Source organism: Lapillicoccus jejuensis (assembly GCF_006715055.1).
Lineage (GTDB): Bacteria > Actinomycetota > Actinomycetes > Actinomycetales > Dermatophilaceae > Lapillicoccus > Lapillicoccus jejuensis.
Window position 1 is genome coordinate 3,362,090 of the sequence record NZ_VFMN01000001.1, and the last position, 23,172, is coordinate 3,385,261.

Genomic DNA, 23,172 nt, shown 5'->3' on the forward strand with positions numbered 1-23,172 from the left:
GACTGGCGGGGTGACCGAGACCCGGACCCCCCCGACGGACCTGCTGGGGGAGTGGGCCTTCCAGCGTCGCATCGACGACCGCGCGGGCCGCCGCCGCGGCACCGTCCAGGGGCGGATGCGGCTGCTCGAGCAGCCCGACGGGCGGGTGCTGTGGCAGGAGAAGGGCGAGCTGCGCTGGCCCGGGTCCGACCCCCTGCCCGTGCAGCGGACCCTGTACGTCGTCCCGCGGGAGGACGACGAGGACGCGTGGATGGTGACCTTCGCCGACGGCCGCGACTTCCACCCGTGGCGACCCGGCGAGGTCGTGGAGCACCCGTGCAACGCCGACCTCTACCGCGGGCTGGTCCACCCGCCGACGCCCGGGAGCCGGGGCTGGTCGGTCATGTGGGAGTGCACCGGACCGGACAAGGACTACTCGATGACGACGCTGGTCCGGCCCGCCTGACCGGACGCGGTCAGCCGGCCGCCGGCAGGTGCCGGTGGACGAACCCGAGCGCGTCGCCGAGGACCTCCTCCTTGTTGGTCTCGTTGAGGATCTCGTGGCGGGCGCCCGGGTACGACCTCTGCTCGGCCCGGTCGCCGGCCAGGTGCTGCCAGCCGCCGCGGGACGGCTCGATCGGCACCAGCTGGTCGTCCTCGCCGTGGAGCCACAGCACCGGGACGGCATCGACGCGTCCGGCGTCGGTGATGAGGCCGATCTCGCGGTGCAGGGCCTCGAGGGTGGGTCGCTTGAACGGCCCGTGCCAGACCAGCTCGTCGTCGACGTACGCCTGCCCGACGGCGGCGTCGCGCGAGAGCGTGTCGGGGTCGATGGGGACGTCGGGGATCTCGTCGGCGCCGAGCAGCGCCTCGACGGCGTCCCAGCGGCCGATGACCGGACCGGAGAGCACGACGGCGGCCAGCTCGGCGCCGTACCGCTGGGCGTAGCGCGCCCCGATCATCCCGCCCATCGAGTGGCCGAGCAGGACGACCGGCAGCTGCGGGTGCTCGGCGCGGGCCCGCTCGAAGAGCAGGTGCACGTCGTCGACGACGGGCTCGAAGTCGGCGACCAGGACGCGCTCGCCGTCGCTGCGGCCGTGCCCGAGGTGGTCGAGCCCGTAGACGGCGGCGCCGTCGGCGACGAGCTTCTCGGCGACCCACTGGTAGCGGCCCACGTGCTCGCCGTAGCCGTGCACGAGCAGGACGACGTACGTCGGGTCGATGCCCTCCCACGCCTTGCCGTGCAGCGCGCCGGCGTGGCCGGCCAGCTCGAAGGTCGTCGCGGTGAGGTCGTCGGGAGAGGTCGGGGACGTCGTCGTCATGGCGTCACCCTAGACCGGGGGGCCGACAGACCCGGTCGCGTCGTGGAACTCGTTGACGGACAACGGCGTTGGACCCGTATGACGCCCCAGGACGCCACGTCGCCCACCTGCCCCAAGTGCGCGGCACCGATGCGCTCCTACGAACGCAACCGGGTGCTCGTCGAGCAGTGCACCGGCTGCGGCGGCCTGTTCCTCGACCGCGGCGAGCTCGAGGCGCTCGTCGCCGCCGAGCAGGCGTGGCACGCCGGTTCGATCCCGGGCGACGCTGGTCGGCACGACGACCGGCCGCGGTACGACGACCGTCGTCACGACGACCGGTACCGCCACGGCCGGAAGAAGAACTCGTTCCTCTCCGAGCTGTTCGACGACTGACGCCCCGTCCGGCTCAGATGGCCGACGACAGCCGCAGCTCGCGCAGGACGTCGGTGTCGCTCGGACCGATCACCCGGTCGCGGAACGCCCCGTCCGGCTCGAGGCCGGCGGCGGTGAGGAAGCGGCGGACCGCGACGGCCGGGTCCGGGATCCAGGCCCGCAGCACGGTCGCGCCGGCTCCCCGGGCGGTGTCGACGGCCGCGTTGACCAGCCGCGACCCGTGGCCCTGCTCGCGGGCGCCGGGGTGCACGCCGAGGACGAGCAGCTCGGCGTCGTCGGAGCCCGCGTCGGGGTCCTCGCCGGGTCCGACGGCGGCCATCCCGACGACCTGCTCGCCCGCGCAGGCGACGAGCAGCCGGTGCCGCGCGCTCGGGGGGTGCTCCAGCGACTCGCGCCACACCCGCGCGAAGGCTGGGGGCTGGAGGTCCCCGAGGGCCTCCGGTGGCAGCAGGGCGCCGTACGTCTGCACCCACACCGCGGCCTGGACCACCCCGACGGCCGGCGCGTCGGCCGGGCGGGCGAGCCGCACGCTCGCGTCGGCGACCGGTCCGCTCCCGTGAGCGTGGCCGTGCGGGTGGTCGTGGTCGGCGTTCACCGTGCCATCCAAGCACCGCGTGGTGGGATGGCCGGGTGAGCCCCGTCCTCCCGCTCCTGCGCACGGCCCGCCTCGGGACCGTCGCCGTCGTGGCCGCCGGAGCCGTGCTGGTGGCCGGGTGCGGCAGCCCCACGCCCGGTGCCGACTCGCCGCGGGCGGCGGTGACGACGTTCTTCCACGCGCTCGGCGACAAGGACGCGGACGGCGCGTGCGCGGTGGTGTCGACCAACGGCCGACCGCTGGAGGGGGTCGCCCTCGAGCAGTGCACGCTCGGGTTCCAGAAGGTCCTCGGCAGCCTGTCCGACCAGCAGGACATCGCGGCCCTGAAGAACGCCGTGGTCTCCGGGGCGAGCGTGAACGGCAACCGGGCCACCGTGCGGCAGTCGCAGATCACCGACCTGCCGGAGGGGTTCGCCACCGACATCGACCTCGTCCAGATCGACGGTCGGTGGTACATCGACTCCAAGACCGACCCCACCGGGGACTCGACGACGTCCAGCGGCGGTCCCACCGGCGGTCCCACCGGCTGAGGGCCGCAGCTGGGCAGACGCACCCGGGCCCCGTCGTCAGGCGGCGCGGTCGGTGGGTCGGTCGGGGTGGGTGTCGTAGGTGTGGCCCAGGGGTGAGGTCCAGGTGCAGGTGCCGTCGGGGTGCAGGACGTACCGCCAGGGGGTGTGGGTCTTGAGGCGGTGGTGGCCGGTGCAGAGGGCGGCGAGGTTGGTGGCGGTGGTGGGCCCGGTCGGGTAGGGCTGGACGTGGTCGAGCTGGCAGCGGGTGGCGGTGGTGGTGCAGCCGGGAAAGCGGCAGTGGCCGTCGCGGGCGCGGACGGCGCGGACGGCGCGGGCCAGGGCGGCGCCGGGTCGGTAGGTGGTGGGGTCGTGGGTGGTCAGGGTGCCGGTGTCGGGGTGGGCGCCGTGCAGGCGGAGGCGGGTGTCGGGGTCGGCGAGGAGCCGGACGATCGCGTCGGGCAGCAGGACGCCCACGCGGGGGTGCTCGACCCCGACGAGCCAGGGCAGCGCCGTACGGATCGACGGCGACGCTGTGGGCGGCGCTGAGGGCGGCGCTGAGGCAGGCGCTGAGGGCGGCGCTGAGGGCGGCGCTGAGGGCGACGCTGAGGCAGGCGCTGAGGCAGGCGCAGGTGGTCTGCCCCGTCGGTCGGCCTCGTCGTCCGCGTCCGTCCCCGGGGAGGTGGGACGGTCGCTCACCAGCCGCAGGTGGGCGCGGGCCCGGACGACGGGGACGCCGTGGACAACGGCGTCCTCGTCCTCCAGGACCAGGCGGTCGCGCAGGACGGGATCGCGCAGCAGGGCGTGGACTCGGGCGGCCAGGTCCCGGGCGGCGAGGTCGTGCGCGCTCGCGTCGACCGGCCCTTCCATCGAGTCGTCGGCCGGCACCTCGACCGGCACAGCAGCGGCGTCGTCGGCGGCGGCGCCCGGGGACACGGGCCAGTCGACCAGCGGGACGGTGAGGTCGACGGTGGTGGTGACCGTGGCCTGGCCCAGGACCAGCGCCACGAGCGCGTCGGCCCGAGCGGCTTCGACACCGCGCCGACGCGGACGGGTCCCGTCGTCCGCCTCCGACCGCGGCCCGCCGTGTCCCACCTCGTGTCCCACCTCGTGTCCCGCCTCGTCTCCCACCTGGTCTCCCACCTGGTCTGCCACCTGGTCTCCCACCTGGTCGGGGTCGCGGAGCCGGGACGAGGCGGCGGTCTCGTCGGCGCGCAGGAACTCATCCGCCAGGGCGTCGATCACCGCCCACATCGCCAACGAGTCCTCGCTTCGCAGCACCGCCGACCACGACGACACCCCCGGCTCGAGCCCGGCCCGCACCCGCACGTGCCGGCCCTCGAGCGCCGCGGCCGTGTGCCGGCGCAGACCGTCCGGGTCGACGTCCGCGGCGACCTGCGCGACCCGCTGCCGCAGCGCGGGCGTGGCCAGGTCCGGCAGCCGCCGCCGGTAGCGCCGCTTCCCCAGCTCCGGGTGCACCGCGACGAGGTCGAACTCCCCCCGCTTGTCCACCGCGACCAGCTGCGCCTGCCCGGCCACCACCCGCGCATGGTGCCCCGACAGCCGCCCGGCCCGGGCCAACGCGAACGTCTCCGGCAACGACCCGACCAGCATCCGCGCGTCCTCGAGCACGCCCTCGGTCGCCCGGGGCGACAGCTGCAGCACCGGCAGCAACGTCGCCGCCGTGTCCTCGTGCGCGGACAGTGCTCCCCGCAGACGCTGCGGAGCGCCGTCCAGCCCCCGCTCGCGCCGGTCCGCCGCCCACTGCTCCTCCAGCGCCTCGACCGCCTCCTCGTCCCGCCGCGCGAGCGCCTCGATCGCCGCCACCTGCGCCGCGTCGACCACCGCCGACAACCGTCGGCACAGCTCGACCACCGCCACCGCCTCGGCCGGCGGCAGCGCCAGGAGGGCGGCGTCGTCGTACGAGCCCAGGGTCGGTGCCACCGACCACGGCGAGAGGAGACCGTCGGCGACCTCCTGGGCGAGCACAGCCCAGGAGACGGGCCCGGCGGCGCCGTCCGTGGCCGGACTCTCGACCGCTGCTGACGGCATGCTCACCCCCCTGGGTTCGAACGTATGTTCGAAGTCTACCGGAGTGCGACCTACCCCACAAGGCCTCCGATGCGGTGTTGACGTCGGGGAAGGAGGGATACTCGAGGCATGTACGGCACCGAGACGGTCGACGACGTCGTCACCGGACCGCCCACCCCCGACGAGCCGCTCAACGCGGCCGAGACGAGCGCGTACGACGCCGCCGTGCGGGCCGCCCAGCAGGCTCCGGACCGCGCCGAGCGAGAGGCCTCCTTCGAGGAGCTCATCGCGGCCGACCAGCGCATCGAGCCGCGGGACGCGATGCCCGAGGCCTACCGGCGCACGCTCGTGCGCCAGATCGCGCAGCACGCGCACTCCGAGATCATCGGCATGCAGCCGGAGGGGGCCTGGATCACGCGCGCTCCCTCGTTGCGCCGCAAGGCGATCCTCGTCGCCAAGGTGCAGGACGAGGCCGGCCACGGCATGTACCTCTACTCCGCCGCCGAGACGCTCGGCGTCGACCGCGGCGAGCTGCTGGAGATGCTCCACGAGGGCAAGCAGAAGTACTCCTCGATCTTCAACTACCCCACCCTCACCTGGGCCGACTGCGGCGCCATCGGCTGGCTGGTCGACGGCGCGGCGATCATGAACCAGGTGCCGCTCTGCCGGTGCTCCTACGGCCCCTACGCCCGCGCGATGATCCGCGTCTGCAAGGAGGAGTCCTTCCACCAGCGGCAGGGCTTCGAGATCCTCTGGACGCTCATGCGCGGCACGCCCGCGCAGCAGCAGATGGCGCAGGACGCCGTCGACCGCTGGTGGTGGCCGGCGCTGATGATGTTCGGCCCGCACGACTCCGGCGAGGCCGCGAGCAACGGCCACACGGCGCAGTCGATGGCCTGGGGCATCAAGCGGTTCAGCAACGACGACCTGCGTCAGAGGTTCGTCGACATGATGGTGCAGCAGGCCGACCGGCTCGGCGTCCGCATCCCCGACCCCGACCTGCGCTGGGACGAGGAGCGGCAGCAGCACGACTTCGGCGCCATCGACTGGTCAGAGTTCAAGGCCGTCCTCGCCGGCGACGGCGCGTGCAACGCCGAGCGGATCGCCCACCGCCGCCGCGCCCACGACGACGGCGCCTGGGTCCGCGAGGCCGCCCTCGCCCACGCCCGCAAGCACGAGGCCCGCCAGCAGGTCCAGCAGGACCAGCAGGAGGTCGTGCGTGCCTCCTGAGCGCGACCAGCCGCTGTGGGAGGTCTTCGTCCGGGCCAAGCGCGGCCTCAGCCACGTCCACGTCGGCTCGCTGCACGCGCCCGACGCGACGATGGCGCTGCGCAACGCCCGCGACCTCTACACCCGCCGCCAGGAGGGCGTCTCGCTGTGGGTCGTCCGCTCCGACGACATCACGGCGAGCAGCCCGGGGGAGAAGGACTCGTTCTTCGACCCGGCCGCCGACAAGGTCTACCGGCACCCCACCTTCTACGACGTCCCCGACGACGTGGAGTACCTGTGACCTCCCGTACGACGACCCCCGCCGACCCCGCGACGGCCGCCTACCTCCTCGGCCTCGCCGACGACGCGATGGTCTACGCCCAGCGCCTGGGGGAGTGGCTGACCAACGCCCCGCAGCTCGAGGAGGACATGGCCCTGGCCAACGTCTCGCTCGACCTGCTCGGCCAGGCCCGGGCGCTCTACCCCCGGGTCGGCGAGCTCGACGGCACCGGCCGCGGCGAGGACGACTTCGCGATGTGGCGCGACGAGCGCGACTGGCGCAACGTCCACCTCGTCGAGCAGCCGCGCGGCGACTTCGCCGACGAGATGGCCCGGCTGCTGTGGTTCTCCACGACCCGCCTCGAGCTCTTCTCCGCCGGCGCGTCCGACCCGGTCCTCGCCGGCGTCATGGCCAAGGGCGTCAAGGAGCTGGGCTACCACGTCGACCACGCCGCCCAGTGGGTCGTCCGCCTCGGTGACGGCACCGACGAGTCGCACCGGCGCATGCAGGCCGCCCTCGACCGCGTGGCGCCGTACGTCGACGAGCTGTTCACCGACGACGAGACCGTCCTCGCCGTCCCGGAGGCCGACCGCGGCCCGCTCCCGTCGCAGCTGCGCGAGCACGTCGTCCGGCGCGTCGACCGCGTCCTGCACTCCGCCGGCCTCACCCGCCCCGAGCCGGGCGCCTGGCGCGCCAAGGACGGTCGCCGCGGCATCCACTCCCGCCCCATGGGCAGCCTGCTCGCCGAGATGCAGTACCTCGCCCGCTCGCACCCCGGGGCGACCTGGTGACCACGACCACCCGCACCAGCCCCGCCGAGCTCGAGGCCGCGCTGCGCGACGTGCCCGACCCCGAGGTCCCCGTCCTCACCGTCGGCGACCTCGGCATCCTCCGCTCGGTGGCCGCCGACGAGGCCACCGGCCGCGCGACGGTGACGGTCACGCCGACGTACAGCGGCTGCCCGGCCACCGAGGCGATCGCCGCCCACCTCACGTACGTCGCCCGCCGGTCCGGGTGGGAGGTCGACGTCGTCACCCGCCTCGACCCGCCGTGGACGACGGACTGGATGTCGGACGCCGGCCGGGAACGCCTGCGCCGCTTCGGGATCGCGCCGCCCGGTCCCGCCGCCCACCGCGACGGCCGCAGCCCCGTCGAGCTGCACCTCACCCGTCGGGTCGTCGCCTGCCCGCACTGCGGGTCGCACGACACCGAGGAGCTCTCCCGCTTCGGCTCGACCGCGTGCAAGGCCCTGCGGCGCTGCCTCGCGTGCCGCGAGCCCTTCGACGAGTTCAAGGCGATCTGATCCGATGCCGTTGCTGGACAAGCCCGCTCGCGCGCGGGCCACCTTCCACCGCCTGCGCGTCACCGAGGTCGAGCGGCTCACCGACGCCTCGGTCGCGGTCCGCTTCGCCGTCCCCCGCGAGCTGTGGGACGACTACCGGTTCCGTGCCGGTCAGCACCTCACCCTGCGGGCGACCATCGCGGGCGAGGAGGTGCGCCAGTCGTACTCGATCTGCGAGCGGCCCCTGCCCGCAACGGGTCTGGCGGTCGGGCAGACCCTGCGCGTCGCCTCCGCCGAGGTCCCCGGCGGCCGGATGTCGACCTGGCTCAACCGGGTCCTTCAGGTCGGCGACGAGGTCGACGTCCTGCCGCCGCTGGGCACCTTCGTCCTCGAGCCGCGAGCCGAGCAGGCCCGCCACCACGTCGCGATCGCCGCCGGCTCCGGGATCACGCCGGTGCTCGCCGTCCTGCAGACCGCCCTCGCCGACGAGCCGCTCAGCCGGGCGACGCTGCTCTACGGCAACCGGCGCACCGACACGGTGATGTTCCTCGAGGAGCTCGAGGACCTCAAGAACGCCCACCCCGGCCGGTTCCAGCTCGTCCACGTCCTCAGCCGCGAGCCGCAGGACGTCGAGCTCTTCAGCGGCCGGCTCGACCGCGAGCGCCTCACCCGGATCCTCGACACCCTCGTCCCGACCGACGGCGACACGCAGTGGTGGCTGTGCGGGCCGCTCGGCCTCGTCACGACCGCCCAGGACGTGCTCGCCGAGCGCGGCGCCGCCAGGGACCACGTCCACCACGAGATCTTCCACGCCGACGACGCCCCGGCCCGCCCGTCAGCGCCGGAGCCGGTCGACGACGGCGCCCCGCCCGCCGCCGTCGTCACCGTGACCCTCGACGGCCGCAGCACCGACGTGCCGATGCGCTCGCGCGAGGAGACGGTCCTCGCCGCGACCCTACGCGCCCGCCCCGACGCGCCGTACAGCTGCACCGGCGGGGTGTGCGGCACCTGCCGCGCCCGCCTCGTCGAGGGCGAGGTGACGATGGACCGGCACTACGCCCTCGAGGACGACGAGGTCGCCGCCGGCATCGTCCTCACCTGCCAGGCGCACCCGGTCACCGACCGGGTCCGCCTCGACTACGACGCCTGACGGTCAGTCCGCGGACACCTGGTCGCGCACCTGGTCCCGCCCGGTGTGCAGCGCCCACAGCCGCTCCGCGAGGACGGCCGGGTCCTTCTCCTCGTCCCCCTCGACGATGGCCCCGCCGATGACGAGCTGGGCGACGTGGATGCCCTCGGGTCGCAGCTCCTCGTGGAGCAGGTCGATCCACGCCCGCTGCCCGGCGAAGGCGATCGACGTGCCGGTCACCGTGCGGCCCGGGGTCACCGCGGAGCCCCCGTTGACGAAGAGGATGGACGGCGAGGCGCCCTCGCCGAGGAAGCGCATGCCCGGCAGGACCTGGTGGACCGCGGCGACCGGCCCGTAGATCGAGAACTCGACGGGCCCGCGCAGGTCCTCGGGGGTCGTCTCCAGCACCGGGCGCATGAAGTCCTTCTGCGGCAACGGGCTGTACTGCAGGACCTCGATCGGCCCCACGCTCTCGGCCACCTCCTCGAGGGTGTGCCGCAGGCTGGCCGGGTCCCGCACGTCGGCGGTGAAGCCGTGCGCGGTGACCCCGTCCTGCTCGAGCTCGGAGGCGAGGGCGTCGACCCGGCCGCGGTGGCGCGAGACGAGCGCGACGGAGAACCCCTCGCGACCGAAGCGGCGGGCGGCGGCCGCGCCGAGCCCGCGCCCGGCGCCGATGATGGTGAACGTCGTCATGCGCGGGTCCCTACCCGAGACCCGCGCCGCCGACGCCCCGAGGCGCAGGGCGCCTCAGGACGCGCGGCCGCGCCGGGTGTAGGTGACCCACGCGTAGCCCTCGTGGGCGTCGCGGCCGGTCTCGTCCCACTGCTCCATGTCGATCCGCGGGAAGCGGACGTCGCCGGTGGGCAGCTGGTCGACCTCGGTGATGAGCATCCGCTGCGCCCAGGGCATCGCCTCGCCGTACACCTGCCCGCCGCCGGCGACGAAGACCTCGCCCTCGGGCCCGGCCAGCGACAGCGCCTGGACGAGCGAGTGCGCCGTCTCGACGCCCGGCTGGAGCCAGCCGAGCTGGCGCGTGACGACGATGGTGCGCCGGCCGGGGAGCGGACGGCCGATCGAGTCCCACGTACGGCGCCCCATGACGACGGTGCGGCCCATCGTCGTGCGCTTGAAGTACGCGAGGTCCTCGGGCAGGTGCCACGGCATGGTGCCGTCGGCGCCGATGACCCCGTTGCGGGCGACCGCGGCGATGAGCGAGACGGCGGTCATACCGCGATCGGCGCCTTGATCGCGGGGTGCGGGTCGTAGCCGACCAGCTCGACGTCGCCGAGGTCGAAGCCGTCCAGCGCCTTGCCTGACGCGAGCTTGAGCTGCGGCAGCGGACGCGGCTCGCGGCTCAGCTGGAGCCGCGCCTGGTCGAGGTGGTTGAGGTAGAGGTGCGCGTCGCCGAGGGTGTGGACGAAGTCGCCGGGCTCGAGGTCGCACACCTGGGCGACCATCTCGGTGAGCAGCGCGTACGACGCGATGTTGAACGGCACCCCGAGGAAGACGTCGGCCGAGCGCTGGTACAGCTGGCAGGAGAGCCGCCCGCGACCGCCGTCGCGCCCCGGCGCGACGTAGAACTGGAAGAGGGTGTGGCAGGGCGGGAGGGCCATGTCGTCGACCTCGGCGACGTTCCACGCCGACACGATGTGCCGGCGCGAGTCGGGGTTCGTGCGGATCGACTCGACGACCTTGGCGACCTGGTCGACGTGCCGTCCGTCGGGCGTCGGCCAGGAGCGCCACTGGTGCCCGTAGACGGGTCCCAGCTCGCCGTCAGCGTCGGCCCACTCGTCCCAGATGGTGATGCCGCGCTCCTGCAGCCAGCGCACGTTGGTGTCGCCGCGCAGGAACCACAGCAGCTCGCCGACGACCGAGCGGACGTGGACCCGCTTCGTCGTGACGATCGGGAAGCCCTCGGAGAGGTCGAAGCGCATCTGGTGCCCGAAGACGCTCAGCGTCCCCGTACCCGTGCGGTCCGACTTCTCCACGCCCTCGGTGAGGACGCGGTCGAGCAGGTCGAGGTACTGACGCACGTCCGGAACCTACCGCACACCCGGTGCCCGGCCCGGGGGCTCGCCCGGTCCGCCCGCCCGAGTTGGACTCCCCGCGGGCCCGTGGCACAGTAGAGCCAGTCGTGGCGCTGCCTGAACCCCCGAGCGGGCAGCGCCACGACGCATGTCCGGAGCCGTACGACGCCCCGGATACGCTGGGGGCATGCCCACCGCTCCCGCCTTCGGTCGCGCGCTCACGGCGGTCGTCACCCCGATGGAGGACGACGGCGGCCTCGACCTCGGCGGGTTCCGCCGCGTGGTCGAGCACCTCTTCGCGCACGGTCACGACGGCGTCGTCGTCAGCGGCACGACGGGGGAGTCACCGACCACGTCGGACGAGGAGAAGGTCGCGCTGCTGCGGGCCGCCGTCGAGGTCGTCGGCGAGCGCGGCGCGGTCGTCGCCGGGGTCGGCAGCAACGACACGGCCCACTCGGTGCACTGCGCCCGCCAGGCGGCGGACGCCGGCGCGACCGGCCTGCTCGTCGTCACGCCGTACTACAGCAAGCCCACCCAGGAGGGCATCGCCCGGCACGTCGAGGCGGTCGCCGACGCGACCGACCTGCCGGTCATGGTCTACGACATCCCCGGCCGGTCCGGGGTGCCGATGACGACCGAGACGCTGCTGCGCCTGGCCGAGCACCCGCGGGTGCGCGGCGTCAAGGACGCCAAGGCCGACCTGTGGGCCTCGACCCACGTCATGGCCGCCACCGACCTGCAGTACTACAGCGGGGACGACGTCCTCACCCTGGCCCACCTCACCCAGGGGGCGGTGGGCTACGTCGGCGTCGCCACCCACGTGCTCGGCGACGAGTACGCGGCCATGCTCGCCGCCGTCGACCGCGGCGACCTCACCGAGGCGGTCGCGATCCACCGCCGCACGATCCCCGTCGTCGACGCCGTGATGTTCACCTCCCAGGGCGCGATCATGGCCAAGGCGGCCCTGCACGAGCTCGGCCTCATCGGCTCGCCCGCGGTCCGCCTCCCGCTCGTCACCTCGCCCCCCGAGCACCTCGCGCGGCTGCGCGCGGCGCTGGCCGCGCTCCCGGCGTCGACCGCGCGCCTGGCCGCCGCCCCCTGACACCAGCCCGACGCCCGGCACCGCCGGGCCCCGACCTCGACAGAGAGAGTCACCACCCTTGAGCAGCTCACCGCGCGACACCGTCGTGCCCCTTCCCCCCGCCCTGCCCGACGGAGGCCTGCGCGTCGTCGCGCTCGGCGGCCTCGGGGAGGTCGGCCGCAACATGACCGTCCTGGAGACCCAGGGCCGCCTGCTCGTCATCGACTGCGGCGTCCTGTTCCCCGAGGACCACCACCCCGGCGTCGACCTCATCCTCCCGGACCTGGAGTACCTCGAGGACCGCATCGACCGCGTCGAGGCGATCGTCCTCACCCACGGGCACGAGGACCACATCGGCGCCGTGCCCTACCTGCTGCGGATGAAGGCCGACATCCCGCTCATCGGCTCGCAGCTGACGCTGGCCCTCATCGAGGCCAAGCTGCGCGAGCACCGGATCAAGCCGTACACGCTCGGCGTCAAGGAGGGGCAGCGCGAGAAGCTCGGCGTCTTCGACCTCGAGTTCGTCGCCGTCAACCACTCGATCCCCGACGCGCTCGCCGTCATGGTCCGCACGAAGGCCGGCTCGGTCCTGCACACCGGCGACTTCAAGATGGACCAGCTGCCGCTCGACGGCCGGCTCACCGACCTGCGCGCGTTCGCCCGGCTCGGCGAGGAGGGGGTCGACCTCTTCCTCACCGACTCGACCAACGCCGAGGTCCCCGGCTTCACCACCCCCGAGCGCGACATCGCCCCGGCCATCGACACGGTCTTCCGGGGCGCCCGCCGCCGCGTCATCGTCGCCTGCTTCTCCTCGCACGTGCACCGCGTCCAGCAGGTCCTCGACGCCGCCGCCCGCAACGGCCGCAAGGTCGCCATGGTCGGCCGGTCGATGGTGCGCAACATGGGCATCGCCGCCGAGCTGGGCTACCTGTACGTGCCCGACGGCGTGCTCGTCGACGTCAAGAAGCTCGACGACCTGCCCGACGACCAGGTCGTCCTCGTCTGCACGGGCAGCCAGGGCGAGCCGATGGCGGCGCTGTCCCGGATGGCCAACCGCGACCACCGGATCGACGTCGGCGAGGGCGACACCGTCCTGCTGGCCAGCTCGCTCATCCCCGGCAACGAGAACGCCGTCTACCGGGTCATCAACGGCCTGATGGTGCTCGGGGCCACCGTCGTCCACAAGGGCAACGCGAAGGTGCACGTCTCCGGTCACGCCAGCGCCGGCGAGCTGCTCTACTGCTACAACATCGTCAAGCCGAAGCACGTCATGCCGGTCCACGGCGAGTGGCGCCACCTCGTGGCCAACGCCGACCTCGCGGTCAAGACGGGCGTCCCGCGCGAGAACGTGCTCGTCACCATGAACGGCGGCGTCGTCGACCTCGTCAAGGGGCGGGCCCGGCTCGTCGGCGAGGTCCCGATCGGCTTCATCTACGTCGACGGCTCGTCCGTCGGCGAGACGACCGAGGCGCTGCTCAAGGACCGCCGCATCCTGCGCGACGAGGGCTTCATCACCTGCATCGCGGTCATCGACCGGGCCACCGGCAAGATCGCCGCCGGCCCGGAGATCACGGCCCGCGGCTTCGCCGAGGACCAGGCCGTCTTCGACCAGGTCATCCCCAAGGTGGAGCAGGCCCTGGCCGAGGCGACCGGCAACGGCGTGCGCGACGAGCACCAGCTCCAGCAGGTCATGCGCCGCACCATCGGCGGCTGGGTCGGCGGCAAGCTGCGCCGCCGGCCGATGATCATCCCCGTCGTCATCGAGGCCTGAGCCGCGGGTGCTCCGCCGCGTCGCCGGGTGGCTGCTCGCGCTGCTGCTCCTCGGCGGCACGGCGGGGGTCCTCAGCCGGTACGTCGACCTGCCCTCCCGCCTGCTGGCGGTGGTCCAGTCGCTCGTGCCGCTGTGGTGCGTCCTCGTCGTCGTGGCGACCCTCGCCGCGACGTGGCGGCACCGTCGCCTCGCGGTCGCCGGGCTGGTGCCGAGCGTGGTCGCGCTGGCGCTGCTCGGGGCGCCGTACCTGCGCCGGACGGTGCCCCCCGGCCCCGGCGCGCTGACCGTGATGTCGGCCAACCTCGAGTTCGGGCAGGCCGACGCCACGCAGGTCGTGGCCGCGGTCCAGGCCCACGACGTCGCCGTGCTCGTCCTGCTCGAGGTCACCCCCGACGCCGTACGGCGCCTCTCCGCCGCCGGGCTCGACGGGCTCCTGCCGGCAACGGCCGGCAGCGCGGAACCGGGGGCCGAGGGCTCGCTCGTGCGCAGCCGCTGGCCGCTCACCGCGCTCGCCGACGGCGACGGGCCCGCCGGCACGCCCTCCGCCTTCCGCCAACCGCTCGTGCGGGTCCAGCGGCCGGGGGCGCCGTTCGTGCTCCAGGCCGTCCACCCGCTGCCGCCCACCGCCTGGGAGCCGCAGTGGCGCACGAGCCTCACCCGGCTGGCCGAGCTGCGCCGGGCCCGGCCGACGGACGAGCCGCTCGTGCTCGCCGGCGACTTCAACGCCACCGACGACCACCCGCTCTTCCGCCGGGTCGCCGACGGGATGTCCGACGTCGCCCGCGACGCGGGGGAGGGCTGGGCGCCGACGTGGCCGCAGGACGCGGACGTCCCGCCCTTCGCGCGGATCGACCACGTCCTCGTGCGCGGGTTCTCGACCGTGGCCGCGGGCACGGTGCACCTCGACGGGACCGACCACGCCGCCGCGTGGGGGACGGTCCGCTGACCGTCCCCCGGCGAGCAGCCCGCGCGCCGCCGTCAGGCGGCCGGGACGAGGACCCGGTCGGCGGTGAGGCTCGAGGTGCCCGTGCCGAGCACGACGACGTTCGCGCCGGTCTTGAGGTCCCCGACGGAGCCGCTCTTGGCCTTGACGCCCTTGCCCTGGCCGAGGGTGACCTTGGTCGACCCGCCGAGCGCGTAGGTCTCGTTGACCCCGTCGGCGGCCTTGACCGTGATCGAGGAGCCCGAGACGGCGGTGACGGTGCCGCGGATGGCGTCGTGGGTGACGACCTTCCCGGCCTTGTCCTTCGTCGTCCACTCGGCGTGCAGGACGTCCTTGAGCCGCGCCAGCTCCTCGGCGCGGGGCTTGCGGTGCTTGGCCTTGTCGCCCTTCGTCGCGGTCGTCCCCGTCGAGGACGACGCGCCAGGGGTCGCGCTCGCGGTCGCCGACGGGGTGGTCGACGAGGAGTCGGACGCGTTCGCGACCGCGATGGTGCCGGCGGTGGCGCCGCCGACGAGCACGACGGCGGTGCCGCCGATGACGAGGGCACGGGTCCGGGTGGTCCACATGATGGTTGTCCTCCTGCTGGGACGGTCCCGACGCGGTGGGCGCCGGGGTCACCGGTGGACCGGTGACGAGGAGCATCGTGCAGCGCCCACGTTCGAGGAGCGTCAAGCCCGGGTCAGGTCGTCCTCTGAGCGGCTGTGCCCGGCCTGTGCCGGGATCACCAGGGGCGGGGCAGGGTGGTCTCGCGGTGGTCGCCCTCGGCCACCCAGCCCTGCTCGCCGCGGACCCAGCGCCGCTGCGGGCCGTGGGCGGCGAGCTCGGCGACCGCGGCGACGAGCCGCTCGACGTGCTCGACCGTCGCCGCGAGGCCGACGCTGGCGCGGACGGCCGTGCCCGGCACGTCACCCCATGGATCGGTGAGCAGGTCGTCGACGAGGACGTGGGCGCAGAACCGCCCGTCGCGCACGCCGATGCCGTGCTCGGCCGAGAGCACCGCGGAGACGAGGGCCGAGTCGAGCCGGTCGACGGTGAAGGCGACGACGCCGACCCGGTCGACCTGCGGGTCGTCGCCGAAGATCGTCCAGGTGTCGACGCCCGGGACCGCGCCGAGGCCGTCGCGCAGCCGGTCCAGCAGGTCCTGCTCGTGCGACTCGACCGCGTCGCGGTGGCGCTCGACCGTCGCGCAGGCCGCGGCGAGGGCGACGGCGCCGATGACGTTCGGGCTGCCGGCCTCGTGGCGGGCGGCGCCACGGGCCCACGTCGTGGCCAGCGGGGTGACGCGGGCGGTCGCGCCGCCCCCGCGCAGGTACGGCGTCGCCTCGTCGAGCCAGTCCGCGCGGCCGACGAGGGCGCCGGCGCCGTACGGCGCGTAGAGCTTGTGGCCCGAGAGGGCGACCCAGTCCACGCCGGTCGCGGCGAGGTCGACGCGGCGGTGCGGGGCGAGCTGGGCGGCGTCGAGCGCGACCCGGGCGCCGTGGGCGCGGGCGGTGTCGACGACCCGCTCGAGCGGCCACACCTCCCCGGTGACGTTCGAGGCGCCGGCGACGACGACGAGGGCGTACGGCGTGCTCACGGCGGCCAGCGCGCGGTCGAGCGCGTCGAGCGCGCCGTCGACGGTGCGCGGCACCGCGAGCCGGGAGACGGTGACGCCCGGGCGGTCCTCCCACGGCAGCAGCGCGGCGTGGTGCTCGGTCTCGAAGACGACGACCGTGGTGCCGACGGGGAGGCAGTGGGCGAGCAGGTTGAGCGAGTCGGTCGTGTTGCGGGTGACGACGACGGTGTCGTCGTCGCGGGCGCCGACGAAGCGGCCGATCTCCTCGCGGGCCTGCTCGTACCACTCGCTCGTCACGCGGCTGGCCCAGCCGTTGCCGCGGTGGACCGAGGAGTAGGTGCGCAGCGCGACGTCGACGGCGTCCTGCACGGCCACGAGCGCGGGGGTCGAGGCGGCGTGGTCGAGCGGGGCGTAGGTCCGCGGGCCGCGCAGGGTCGGGACGACGAGGTCGGCGCCGACGACCGCGGGCAGCGTGCGCGGCCCGCCGTCCGGCTGGGCGGCGGGACGGGTGGTCGGGCGGGACGCGACGGCGGTCACGGGGGCTCCTGGGAGGTCAGGGACCCACCGGTCGCGGGTCCGCGCTTGCCCGTGCCGGACGGCAGGGCCTGGTCGTCACCCGGAGCACCCCACCGCGGAGGAGGGTTGCTGGCCAGCGAGCCGGGGCTTGTCGCTGGCGCTCATGACCTGTCCCCGACGGTAGCGACGAGAGCGGCGTCCCGTCCAGGGACGGGGACGCCGCTCTCGCGATGTGGGACGGAACGGACGACCTCCGGTCGTCCGACCGACGACCGGGGCCGCTGCGCTCAGAGGATGCCGCGGGCCGCGAAGGCCTGCCGCACGGTCCGGGCGGCCGGGTCGCCGTACAGGCTCCGGGCGGTCGCGACCGTGACCCGCGCCGCCGCCGCGAACGAGGTGTCCGGGGTGTAGGAGAACTGGGCCTCGAGGACGATCCGGTTGGCCTCGTCGCGGCCGAGGGCCTGGTGGACGTCCCACAGGGCGTTGGACCAGATCTCGCCGTCGTCGTGGACCTCACCGGTCATGTCGGCGACGGTCTTGCCGGTGTCGGTGCGGCGCAGGCAGTGCGGGACGGTGGTCGTGTAGCTCGTCGAGTCCCAGTCCATGACGCACGGGTCGTCGAAGCCGCGGCTCGTCGGCTGGGCCATGCTCACGGCCCAGTAGTCGCCGAAGCCCTCGCCGGTCGCGCCGGCCTCCTCGCTGGAGCCGTACCCGGGCACCTGCGCGTCCTGGATGGCGTGGCCGTACTCGTGCCACACGACCTCGAGGTCCTCGGCGTCGTCGACGCCGCCGGTGCCGTAGGTGATCGTGTCCTGGGTGGGCGAGTAGAACGAGTTGTCGCCCTTGTAGGTGTCGACGTGCAGCCGCTGCGGCTCGTTGTTGACGTCGGTGAAGCCGAGCGACCGGATGTAGGCCTGGGCCTTGTCGATGCCGTAGTAGGCGTTGGCCTGCTCGAAGCGGTCGTCGGCCCGGCGGTAGGTGAAGTCGTGCCCGGCGCTCTTCGCCAGGCCGCCGGCGGCCTTGGTCACCTTGGCGTAGCGGCCGCTGAGGGTGGTGGAGCCGGGCAGCAGACGGGGGAGGGCGACCGTGACGTAGGCGCGATTCGGCACGGCCGAGTTCGCGTCCTTGCCGTCGGTCAGCGACTCGTCGCGCAGGGCGACGACCGGGTTGGGGTCGAAGACCGAGGCGGTCCCGGTGGCGTCGGTGCCGGCGGGGGTCGCCGCCGGGCCCTCGGCGTTCTTCGACAGCGAGCGCACCTCGCGGACGGCGCCGGTGCGGGCGTCGACGAGGGTGCGCGACTCGCCGTCGTCACCGGTGGTGATGACCTGCCAGACGATGGCGGCGTCGGGGCCGCCGACGACGGCGAGGGTCGCCCGGGAGTCACCGGCCACGGCCGGGGCGAGGGGGGCGTTCTTCGGGTGACCGGCCGCGACGGCCTTGCCCGCCGCGGCGCTCGCGGCGGCCGTGCGGGCGCTGGCGGCCCGTCCCAGCGCTGTCTGCGCGGTGAGGGCGGGCGTCGTGACGAGGGTCGCGGGCACGGACCGGCGGCCGTCGGCCACGCTCGTGCCCGAGGTGAGGGTGTGCACGGCGTAGTAGCCGTCGACGACCGGCAGTCCGTGGAAGGTCTGCGCGTACCAGGCGTGGGTGCCGAGCAGCGAGGTGAGGGTGCGCACGGGGACGAGCCCGGCGGGGACGGCGGCGGCCGCGGACGTGGCGGCGGGCTGGGCGCCCGCCGTGGGGGCGGCGACGCCGGCGAGCAGCGCGGCGCCGGCGGCGAGGGTGGCGCCGCCGGCGACGGTGCGGCGGAGGGATGAGCGCGACACGGGGGGTCCTCCCGGGGGTGGTGGCAGGTGGTGATGGGTGGCGGCTCCGGACGGGACACCGTCCTGGGGCGGGGCTGGGCGTCCGCGGTGAGGCGGCTGGGACGTCCCGACGTGACCCTACGAGCCGCGCGGGGGCCGCGCGCGGCGAATCCGCCCAGCCGGGGGAGGGGCGGCGGCGGACGGCCGACCCCGATGTCACCGGATGTCACCTGTGTGGCGCCTGGGTCGGATGGGGCCCGGCGGGTACCGTTCCCCCATGGCCACGCGTCCCTCCACCACGCCCTCGCGGGCCTCTCGCTCCGGGTCCGGCGCGTCCTCGACCCGCCCCGTGAGCTCGCGGTCCGGGGCGTCCGGGGCGCGCACGCCCGCCCGCAAGCCCGCGGCGCGCCCGAGCACCGCCCGCTCCGGCGGGCTCCCGCTGCCCCTGCGCGCGGTCCGGGGCACGTGGATGGGCGTCAGCCACCTCGCGGGCGGCGCGGTCCGCCGGGTCGGCGCGTCCGCGCGCGACCTCGAGCCGGAGCACCGCCGCGACGGCGTCGGCTTCTTCCTCATCGCGCTCGCCGTGCTCGTCGCGGCCCGCGAGTGGTGGGGGATCCACGGCGTCGTCGGCGACGGCGTGCACGCGGTGGTCGCCGGCACCTTCGGCCGGGTGGGGTACGCCGTCCCGCTCGTCCTGCTCGGTCTGGGGCTGCGGCTGCTGCGCGCGCCCGAGGACTCGGCGGCGACGAACCGCATCGGCGTCGGCCTCGGCGCGATGACGTTCGCCGCCTGCGGCCTGACCCACATCGCCGCCGGCCTGCCCGAGCCGCCCGACGGCGCCGACCCGATGCGCGCGGCCGGCGGCATCATCGGCTTCCTCGCCTCGAGCCCGCTCTCGACCGCGGTCTCGGTCTACGGCGCCGACGTCATCCTCGTGCTGCTCGGCTTCTTCGGGCTGCTCGTCGTCACCCGCACCCCGGTGCGGGCCATCCCCGACCGACTGGCGCAGGTCCGCGACCGCCTCATCGGCCACCCCGGCGAGCCGGAGCTCGTGCCCGAGGACGAGCCGGTCACGCCGAAGCGGCGCTCGCGGCGCCGTACGGGCCCGGACGGGGAGCCGATGGCCGGCGACGAGGCGTTCGAGCAGGCCGCCGAGGTGGCCGCCGCCAAGGGCCGCTCGCTGCGACCCGGTCAGAAGCGTCCGACGAAGCCGGGGGTGCTCGCGCCGTCGCCGGACGACACGCAGCCGGTGGCGGGCGCCCCGGCACCGAAGGCCGCGCCCGCGCCGAGCCCCGTCGTCGCCGCGGTCGCCGCCGAGGTCGGCCCGAAGGAGGACCTCGTCGCCCCGCCGACGACGACGCTGCCGGCCCGGGTCGAGCAGCTCCAGCTCTCCGGCGACGTCACCTACACGCTGCCCGACCAGGCGCTGCTGGCGCCGGGGGCGCCGCACAAGACGCGCAGCGCGGCCAACGACCGGGTCGTCGACTCGCTGACGCAGGTGTTCGAGCAGTTCGAGATCGACGCCGCCGTCACCGGTTTCACCCGCGGGCCCACCGTCACCCGCTACGAGGTCGAGCTCGGCCACGGCACGAAGGTCGAGCGCGTCACCGCGCTGTCGAAGAACATCGCGTACGCCGTGGCCTCGGCCGACGTGCGCATCCTCAGCCCGATCCCCGGCAAGTCCGCGATCGGCATCGAGATCCCCAACACCGACCGCGAGACGGTCTCGCTCGGCGACGTGCTGCGCAGCCAGACCGCGCGCAACAACACCCACCCGATGGTCATGGGCGTCGGCAAGGACGTCGAGGGCGGCTACGTCATCGCCAACCTCGCCAAGATGCCGCACCTGCTCGTCGCCGGCGCGACCGGCGCGGGCAAGTCGTCGTTCGTCAACTCGATGATCACGTCGGTGCTCATGCGCTCGACGCCCGACGAGGTCCGCATGGTCCTCGTCGACCCCAAGCGGGTCGAGCTGACGGCGTACGAGGGGATCCCGCACCTCATCACGCCGATCATCACCAACCCCAAGAAGGCCGCCGAGGCCCTGCAGTGGGTCGTGCGCGAGATGGACCAGCGCTACGACGACCTCGCGGCGTTCGGCTTCAAGCACGTCGACGACTTCAACAAGGCCGTCAAGGCCGGGACGACGAAGCCGCTGCCGGGCTCGGAGCGGGTGCTCCAGCCCTACCCGTACCTGCTCGTCATCGTCGACGAGCTCGCCGACCTCATGATGGTCGCCCCGCGCGACGTCGAGGAGTCGATCGTCCGGATCACCCAGCTCGCGCGCGCCGCCGGCATCCACCTGGTCCTCGCGACCCAGCGACCGTCGGTCGACGTCGTCACGGGCCTCATCAAGGCCAACGTGCCGTCGCGGATGGCCTTCGCGACGTCGTCGCTGGCCGACTCCCGCGTCGTCCTCGACCAGCCCGGCGCCGAGAAGCTCATCGGCCAGGGTGACGCGCTGTTCCTGCCGATGGGGGCGAGCAAGCCGATGCGCGTCCAGGGCGCGTGGGTGACCGAGTCCGAGGTCAACGCGGTCGTCAAGAGCGTCACCGAGCAGCTCAAGCCGAGCTACCGCGAGGACGTCACGGTCGTCGCGCCGAAGAAGGAGATCGACGACGACATCGGCGACGACCTCGAGGTGCTGCTCCAGGCGGCCGAGCTCGTCGTGACGACCCAGTTCGGGTCGACCTCGATGCTCCAGCGCAAGCTGCGGGTCGGCTTCGCCAAGGCCGGGCGGCTCATGGACCTGCTCGAGTCCCGCGGCATCGTCGGCCCGTCCGAGGGGTCGAAGGCGCGCGACGTGCTCGTCAAGCCCGACGACCTGGCCACGACGATGGCCCTGCTGCGCGGCGAGGAGCCGCCGGACGACGAGACGCCGTACGACGTCGCGGCGGACGTCGCGCCGGCCCCGGCGCCCGCTCCCGCCGCCCGGTGGGAGACCAAGGCCGACCTCGGGCCGGACCTCGACGCCTACGAGCAGGTCGACGGCGACGCGGACGAGGACGCCTGGGGGCTCACCGGCCGCGACTGACGGGGGCCACGGGGCGGGACGCCGACGGGCCCGGGGTGCCGTGTCGGCACCCCGGGCCCGTCAGTGGTTCCGCGTCACGCGAGTCCGCGGAGCCGCTGAACCGTCTCCCCGTGGGACGGCTCAGGAGCGGACCGAGCGCCGTCCCCCGACGCGGGTCCACACGAGCAGGACGATGACGGCGCCGATGATCGAGCCGATGATGCCCGACGGCTGGAGGAACCCGTCCGCCGCGTCCTTGTGGAACAGCAGGTAGCCGAGGAAGCCGCCGACGAACGAGCCGACGATCCCGATGACGATGGTCATGCCGATCGAGAGGTCCTGCTTGCCGGGGACGAGCAGCCGGGCGACAGCGCCGGCGACGAGGCCGACGACGACGATGGTGATGATGAGTCCGAGCATGGTGTGCCCTTCCTGTTGATGGGTGCCGGCCGGGCGGCCCCTGTGTCTCGTGGCCCGGCCGGCTCCACGAGGCAACCACCCCCAGGGAGGGTGCGGCACACCCCTGGGGGTGGTTAGCCTGCGGAGGTGACCTCCTCCCGCCGCGCGGACGGGCCGCTCACCATCGCGCTCGTCGACGACTACGACGTCGTCCTCATGGGGGTCGCGCGGATCCTCGACCAGTACCGCGACCGGGTGGTCATCGCCGAGATCGACACGAACCAGCCGCTGCACGACACCGTCGACGTCGTGCTCTACGACTCGTTCGCGCAGCCGGAGTCGGACCACGAGGAGATCGGGGTCCTCGTGCGCAACCCGGCCGCCCGCAAGGTCGTCGTCTACACCTGGAACTTCCACCCCGACCTCGTCGCCAGCGCCCGTGAGCAGGGGGCGGACGGCTACCTCTCGAAGGCCCTGCCGGCGGCGGAGTTCGTCGCTGCGCTCGAGGCGGTCCACGCCGGGCAGGTCGTCGTCAGCGACCCGCCGCGGCGCGCGGGCAGCGTCACCGGGCTCGACTGGCCCGGTCGGCACGAGGGGATCACCGACCGCGAGGCCGAGATCCTCGCGCTCATCACGCAGGGCAAGAGCAACGCCGAGGTCGCCGCGCTGACCTACCTCAGCCCCAACACGGTGAAGAGCTACATCCGCTCGCTCTACCGCAAGATCGGGGTCGAGAGCCGGACGCAGGCGGTGCTGTGGGGGGTCGCGCACGGCTTCACCCCCGACCACCACCGGATCGACCACTGGCGCGGCGGGCCGTGAGCCGCCGCGACGGCATACTGCCCGGATGACGTACGACGCCCTGCTGGCGGACCGGGTGCGCGCCTGCCTCGGCGGGAGCCCGCACGACGAGAGGGCGATGTTCGGCGGACTGGCCTTCCTCGTCGGCGGGCACATGGCCGTCGCCGCCGGCGGTGGCGGCGGGCTGCTCGTGCGCTGCGACCCGGTCGACCTGCCGGAGCACGGTGCGACCGACGGCGTCGCGCCGATGGTCATGCGCGGCCGGCCGATGACCGGGTGGCTGCACGTCGCCGCCGAGGCCGTCGAGGACGACGACGCGCTGCGGCACTGGGTCGACGTCGGGCTCGCGTACGTCGCCGGTCTGCCGGCCAAGCGCTGACATCCATCAATTGATGGCGTTCAGCAGCGCGTGTGCGGGGCGGTCCGCTGACATCCATCAATTGATGGCGTTCAGCAGCGCGTGTGCGGGGCGGTCCGCTGACATCCATCAATTGATGGCGTTCAGCAGCGCGTGTGCGGGGCGGCCCGCCGACATCCATCAATTGATGGCGTTCAGCAC

At 74.3% G+C, this 23,172-nt stretch carries 24 protein-coding genes and 1 riboswitch; of the genes, 14 read left to right on the forward strand and 10 right to left on the reverse strand.

The features are described from left to right. Positions 1 to 10 precede the first annotated feature (10 nt). The gene (locus FB458_RS15605) at positions 11 to 445 is read left to right on the forward strand and encodes a DUF6314 family protein (protein WP_141849306.1); all 435 of its coding nucleotides are present in this window, start codon (positions 11 to 13) and stop codon (positions 443 to 445) included. A 10-nt stretch (positions 446 to 455) separates the two neighbouring features. Here the strand turns inward: FB458_RS15605 and FB458_RS15610 are convergent, their stop codons facing one another. Beyond that, on the reverse strand, positions 456 to 1,301 hold the full coding sequence (locus tag FB458_RS15610; protein WP_141849307.1) for an alpha/beta hydrolase: 846 nt from the start codon (positions 1,299 to 1,301) through the stop codon (positions 456 to 458). Positions 1,302 to 1,379: 78 nt separating this feature from the next. Between FB458_RS15610 and FB458_RS15615 the strand changes: the two genes are divergently transcribed. Then, the gene (locus FB458_RS15615) at positions 1,380 to 1,673 is read left to right on the forward strand and encodes a TFIIB-type zinc ribbon-containing protein (RefSeq protein WP_141849308.1); all 294 of its coding nucleotides are present in this window, start codon (positions 1,380 to 1,382) and stop codon (positions 1,671 to 1,673) included. Positions 1,674 to 1,686: 13 nt separating this feature from the next. On the opposite strand, the gene FB458_RS15620 is transcribed toward FB458_RS15615, so the two are convergent. Next, complete coding sequence (locus FB458_RS15620) at positions 1,687 to 2,268, reverse strand: GNAT family N-acetyltransferase (RefSeq protein WP_141849309.1); 582 nt, start codon at positions 2,266 to 2,268, stop codon at positions 1,687 to 1,689. 35 nt (positions 2,269 to 2,303) lie between these two features. On the opposite strand from FB458_RS15620, the gene FB458_RS15625 reads away from it, so the two are divergent. Continuing rightward, positions 2,304 to 2,798, forward strand: a complete 495-nt coding sequence (locus tag FB458_RS15625) for a hypothetical protein (protein WP_141849310.1) — start codon at positions 2,304 to 2,306, stop codon at positions 2,796 to 2,798. 36 nt (positions 2,799 to 2,834) lie between these two features. On the opposite strand, the gene FB458_RS15630 is transcribed toward FB458_RS15625, so the two are convergent. Next, positions 2,835 to 4,826 (reverse strand): HNH endonuclease signature motif containing protein, encoded by a 1,992-nt coding sequence (locus tag FB458_RS15630; protein WP_141849311.1) that lies wholly within the window; start codon positions 4,824 to 4,826, stop codon positions 2,835 to 2,837. Between the two features lie 108 nt (positions 4,827 to 4,934). On the opposite strand from FB458_RS15630, the gene paaA reads away from it, so the two are divergent. The 5 genes from paaA to paaE are packed head-to-tail and all read left to right on the forward strand — an operon-like array spanning position 4,935 to position 8,726. Beyond that, on the forward strand, positions 4,935 to 6,035 hold the full coding sequence (gene paaA / locus FB458_RS15635) for a 1,2-phenylacetyl-CoA epoxidase subunit PaaA (protein WP_141849312.1): 1,101 nt from the start codon (positions 4,935 to 4,937) through the stop codon (positions 6,033 to 6,035). Further along, positions 6,025 to 6,315, forward strand: coding sequence for a 1,2-phenylacetyl-CoA epoxidase subunit PaaB (paaB, locus tag FB458_RS15640; RefSeq protein ID WP_141849313.1), 291 nt, complete (start codon positions 6,025 to 6,027; stop codon positions 6,313 to 6,315). Before paaA ends, paaB begins: the two co-directional genes overlap by 11 nt. Further along, positions 6,312 to 7,085 carry a 1,2-phenylacetyl-CoA epoxidase subunit PaaC gene (gene paaC, locus FB458_RS15645; protein ID WP_141849314.1) on the forward strand — a complete coding sequence of 258 codons (774 nt, stop codon included), beginning with the start codon at positions 6,312 to 6,314 and terminating at the stop codon, positions 7,083 to 7,085. The genes paaB and paaC overlap by 4 nt, the downstream gene beginning before the upstream one ends. Continuing rightward, positions 7,079 to 7,597 carry a 1,2-phenylacetyl-CoA epoxidase subunit PaaD gene (paaD, locus tag FB458_RS15650; RefSeq protein ID WP_141849315.1) on the forward strand — a complete coding sequence of 173 codons (519 nt, stop codon included), beginning with the start codon at positions 7,079 to 7,081 and terminating at the stop codon, positions 7,595 to 7,597. The genes paaC and paaD overlap by 7 nt, the downstream gene beginning before the upstream one ends. Before the next feature lie 4 nt (positions 7,598 to 7,601). Next, positions 7,602 to 8,726 carry a 1,2-phenylacetyl-CoA epoxidase subunit PaaE gene (gene paaE / locus FB458_RS15655; protein WP_141849316.1) on the forward strand — a complete coding sequence of 375 codons (1,125 nt, stop codon included), beginning with the start codon at positions 7,602 to 7,604 and terminating at the stop codon, positions 8,724 to 8,726. 3 nt (positions 8,727 to 8,729) lie between these two features. On the opposite strand, the gene FB458_RS15660 is transcribed toward paaE, so the two are convergent. The 3 genes from FB458_RS15660 to FB458_RS15670 are packed head-to-tail and all read right to left on the reverse strand — an operon-like array spanning position 8,730 to position 10,738. Then, entirely contained in the window at positions 8,730 to 9,398 is a 669-nt protein-coding gene (locus FB458_RS15660; protein ID WP_141849317.1) for an SDR family NAD(P)-dependent oxidoreductase, read from the reverse strand. A 54-nt stretch (positions 9,399 to 9,452) separates the two neighbouring features. Further along, positions 9,453 to 9,932: a dihydrofolate reductase gene (locus FB458_RS15665; RefSeq protein WP_141849318.1), complete on the reverse strand. Its 480-nt coding sequence runs from the start codon at positions 9,930 to 9,932 to the stop codon at positions 9,453 to 9,455. Further along, positions 9,929 to 10,738 (reverse strand): thymidylate synthase, encoded by an 810-nt coding sequence (locus FB458_RS15670; RefSeq protein ID WP_141849319.1) that lies wholly within the window; start codon positions 10,736 to 10,738, stop codon positions 9,929 to 9,931. Before FB458_RS15670 ends, FB458_RS15665 begins: the two co-directional genes overlap by 4 nt. A 181-nt stretch (positions 10,739 to 10,919) precedes the next feature. Here FB458_RS15670 and dapA point away from each other — a divergent pair, with 181 nt between their 5' ends. From dapA to FB458_RS15685, 3 genes are read left to right on the forward strand one after another with little or no spacing between them, the layout of a single operon-like run. Then, positions 10,920 to 11,834, forward strand: coding sequence for a 4-hydroxy-tetrahydrodipicolinate synthase (gene dapA / locus FB458_RS15675; RefSeq protein WP_141849320.1), 915 nt, complete (start codon positions 10,920 to 10,922; stop codon positions 11,832 to 11,834). A 58-nt stretch (positions 11,835 to 11,892) separates the two neighbouring features. After that, on the forward strand, positions 11,893 to 13,584 hold the full coding sequence (locus FB458_RS15680) for a ribonuclease J (RefSeq protein WP_246061279.1): 1,692 nt from the start codon (positions 11,893 to 11,895) through the stop codon (positions 13,582 to 13,584). A 7-nt stretch (positions 13,585 to 13,591) separates the two neighbouring features. Further along, on the forward strand, positions 13,592 to 14,530 hold the full coding sequence (locus FB458_RS15685) for an endonuclease/exonuclease/phosphatase family protein (RefSeq protein ID WP_141849321.1): 939 nt from the start codon (positions 13,592 to 13,594) through the stop codon (positions 14,528 to 14,530). Positions 14,531 to 14,562: 32 nt separating this feature from the next. Here the strand turns inward: FB458_RS15685 and FB458_RS15690 are convergent, their stop codons facing one another. From FB458_RS15690 to FB458_RS15700, 3 genes are all read right to left on the reverse strand, one after another. Beyond that, entirely contained in the window at positions 14,563 to 15,093 is a 531-nt protein-coding gene (locus FB458_RS15690) for a hypothetical protein (RefSeq protein WP_141849322.1), read from the reverse strand. Positions 15,094 to 15,248: 155 nt separating this feature from the next. Continuing rightward, complete coding sequence (locus FB458_RS15695; protein WP_141849323.1) at positions 15,249 to 16,619, reverse strand: aminotransferase class V-fold PLP-dependent enzyme; 1,371 nt, start codon at positions 16,617 to 16,619, stop codon at positions 15,249 to 15,251. Positions 16,620 to 16,655: 36 nt separating this feature from the next. Continuing rightward, positions 16,656 to 16,767, reverse strand: a riboswitch (SAM riboswitch). A gap of 118 nt (positions 16,768 to 16,885) precedes the next feature. Next, a complete protein-coding gene (locus tag FB458_RS15700; RefSeq protein WP_141849324.1) occupies positions 16,886 to 18,421 on the reverse strand; it encodes a M36 family metallopeptidase in 1,536 nt (511 codons plus the stop codon). Positions 18,422 to 18,677: 256 nt separating this feature from the next. On the opposite strand from FB458_RS15700, the gene FB458_RS15705 reads away from it, so the two are divergent. After that, positions 18,678 to 21,434, forward strand: coding sequence for a DNA translocase FtsK (locus tag FB458_RS15705; protein WP_141849325.1), 2,757 nt, complete (start codon positions 18,678 to 18,680; stop codon positions 21,432 to 21,434). A gap of 120 nt (positions 21,435 to 21,554) precedes the next feature. Here FB458_RS15705 and FB458_RS15710 read toward each other — a convergent pair whose 3' ends face one another. Then, complete coding sequence (locus FB458_RS15710) at positions 21,555 to 21,833, reverse strand: GlsB/YeaQ/YmgE family stress response membrane protein (protein ID WP_141849326.1); 279 nt, start codon at positions 21,831 to 21,833, stop codon at positions 21,555 to 21,557. 126 nt (positions 21,834 to 21,959) lie between these two features. Here FB458_RS15710 and FB458_RS15715 point away from each other — a divergent pair, with 126 nt between their 5' ends. Both FB458_RS15715 and FB458_RS15720 read left to right on the forward strand, forming a co-directional pair. Then, positions 21,960 to 22,634, forward strand: coding sequence for a LuxR C-terminal-related transcriptional regulator (locus tag FB458_RS15715; protein WP_342778065.1), 675 nt, complete (start codon positions 21,960 to 21,962; stop codon positions 22,632 to 22,634). Between the two features lie 25 nt (positions 22,635 to 22,659). Further along, positions 22,660 to 22,992, forward strand: a complete 333-nt coding sequence (locus tag FB458_RS15720) for a TfoX/Sxy family protein (RefSeq protein WP_141849327.1) — start codon at positions 22,660 to 22,662, stop codon at positions 22,990 to 22,992. The last annotated feature ends 180 nt before the right edge of the window (positions 22,993 to 23,172 follow it).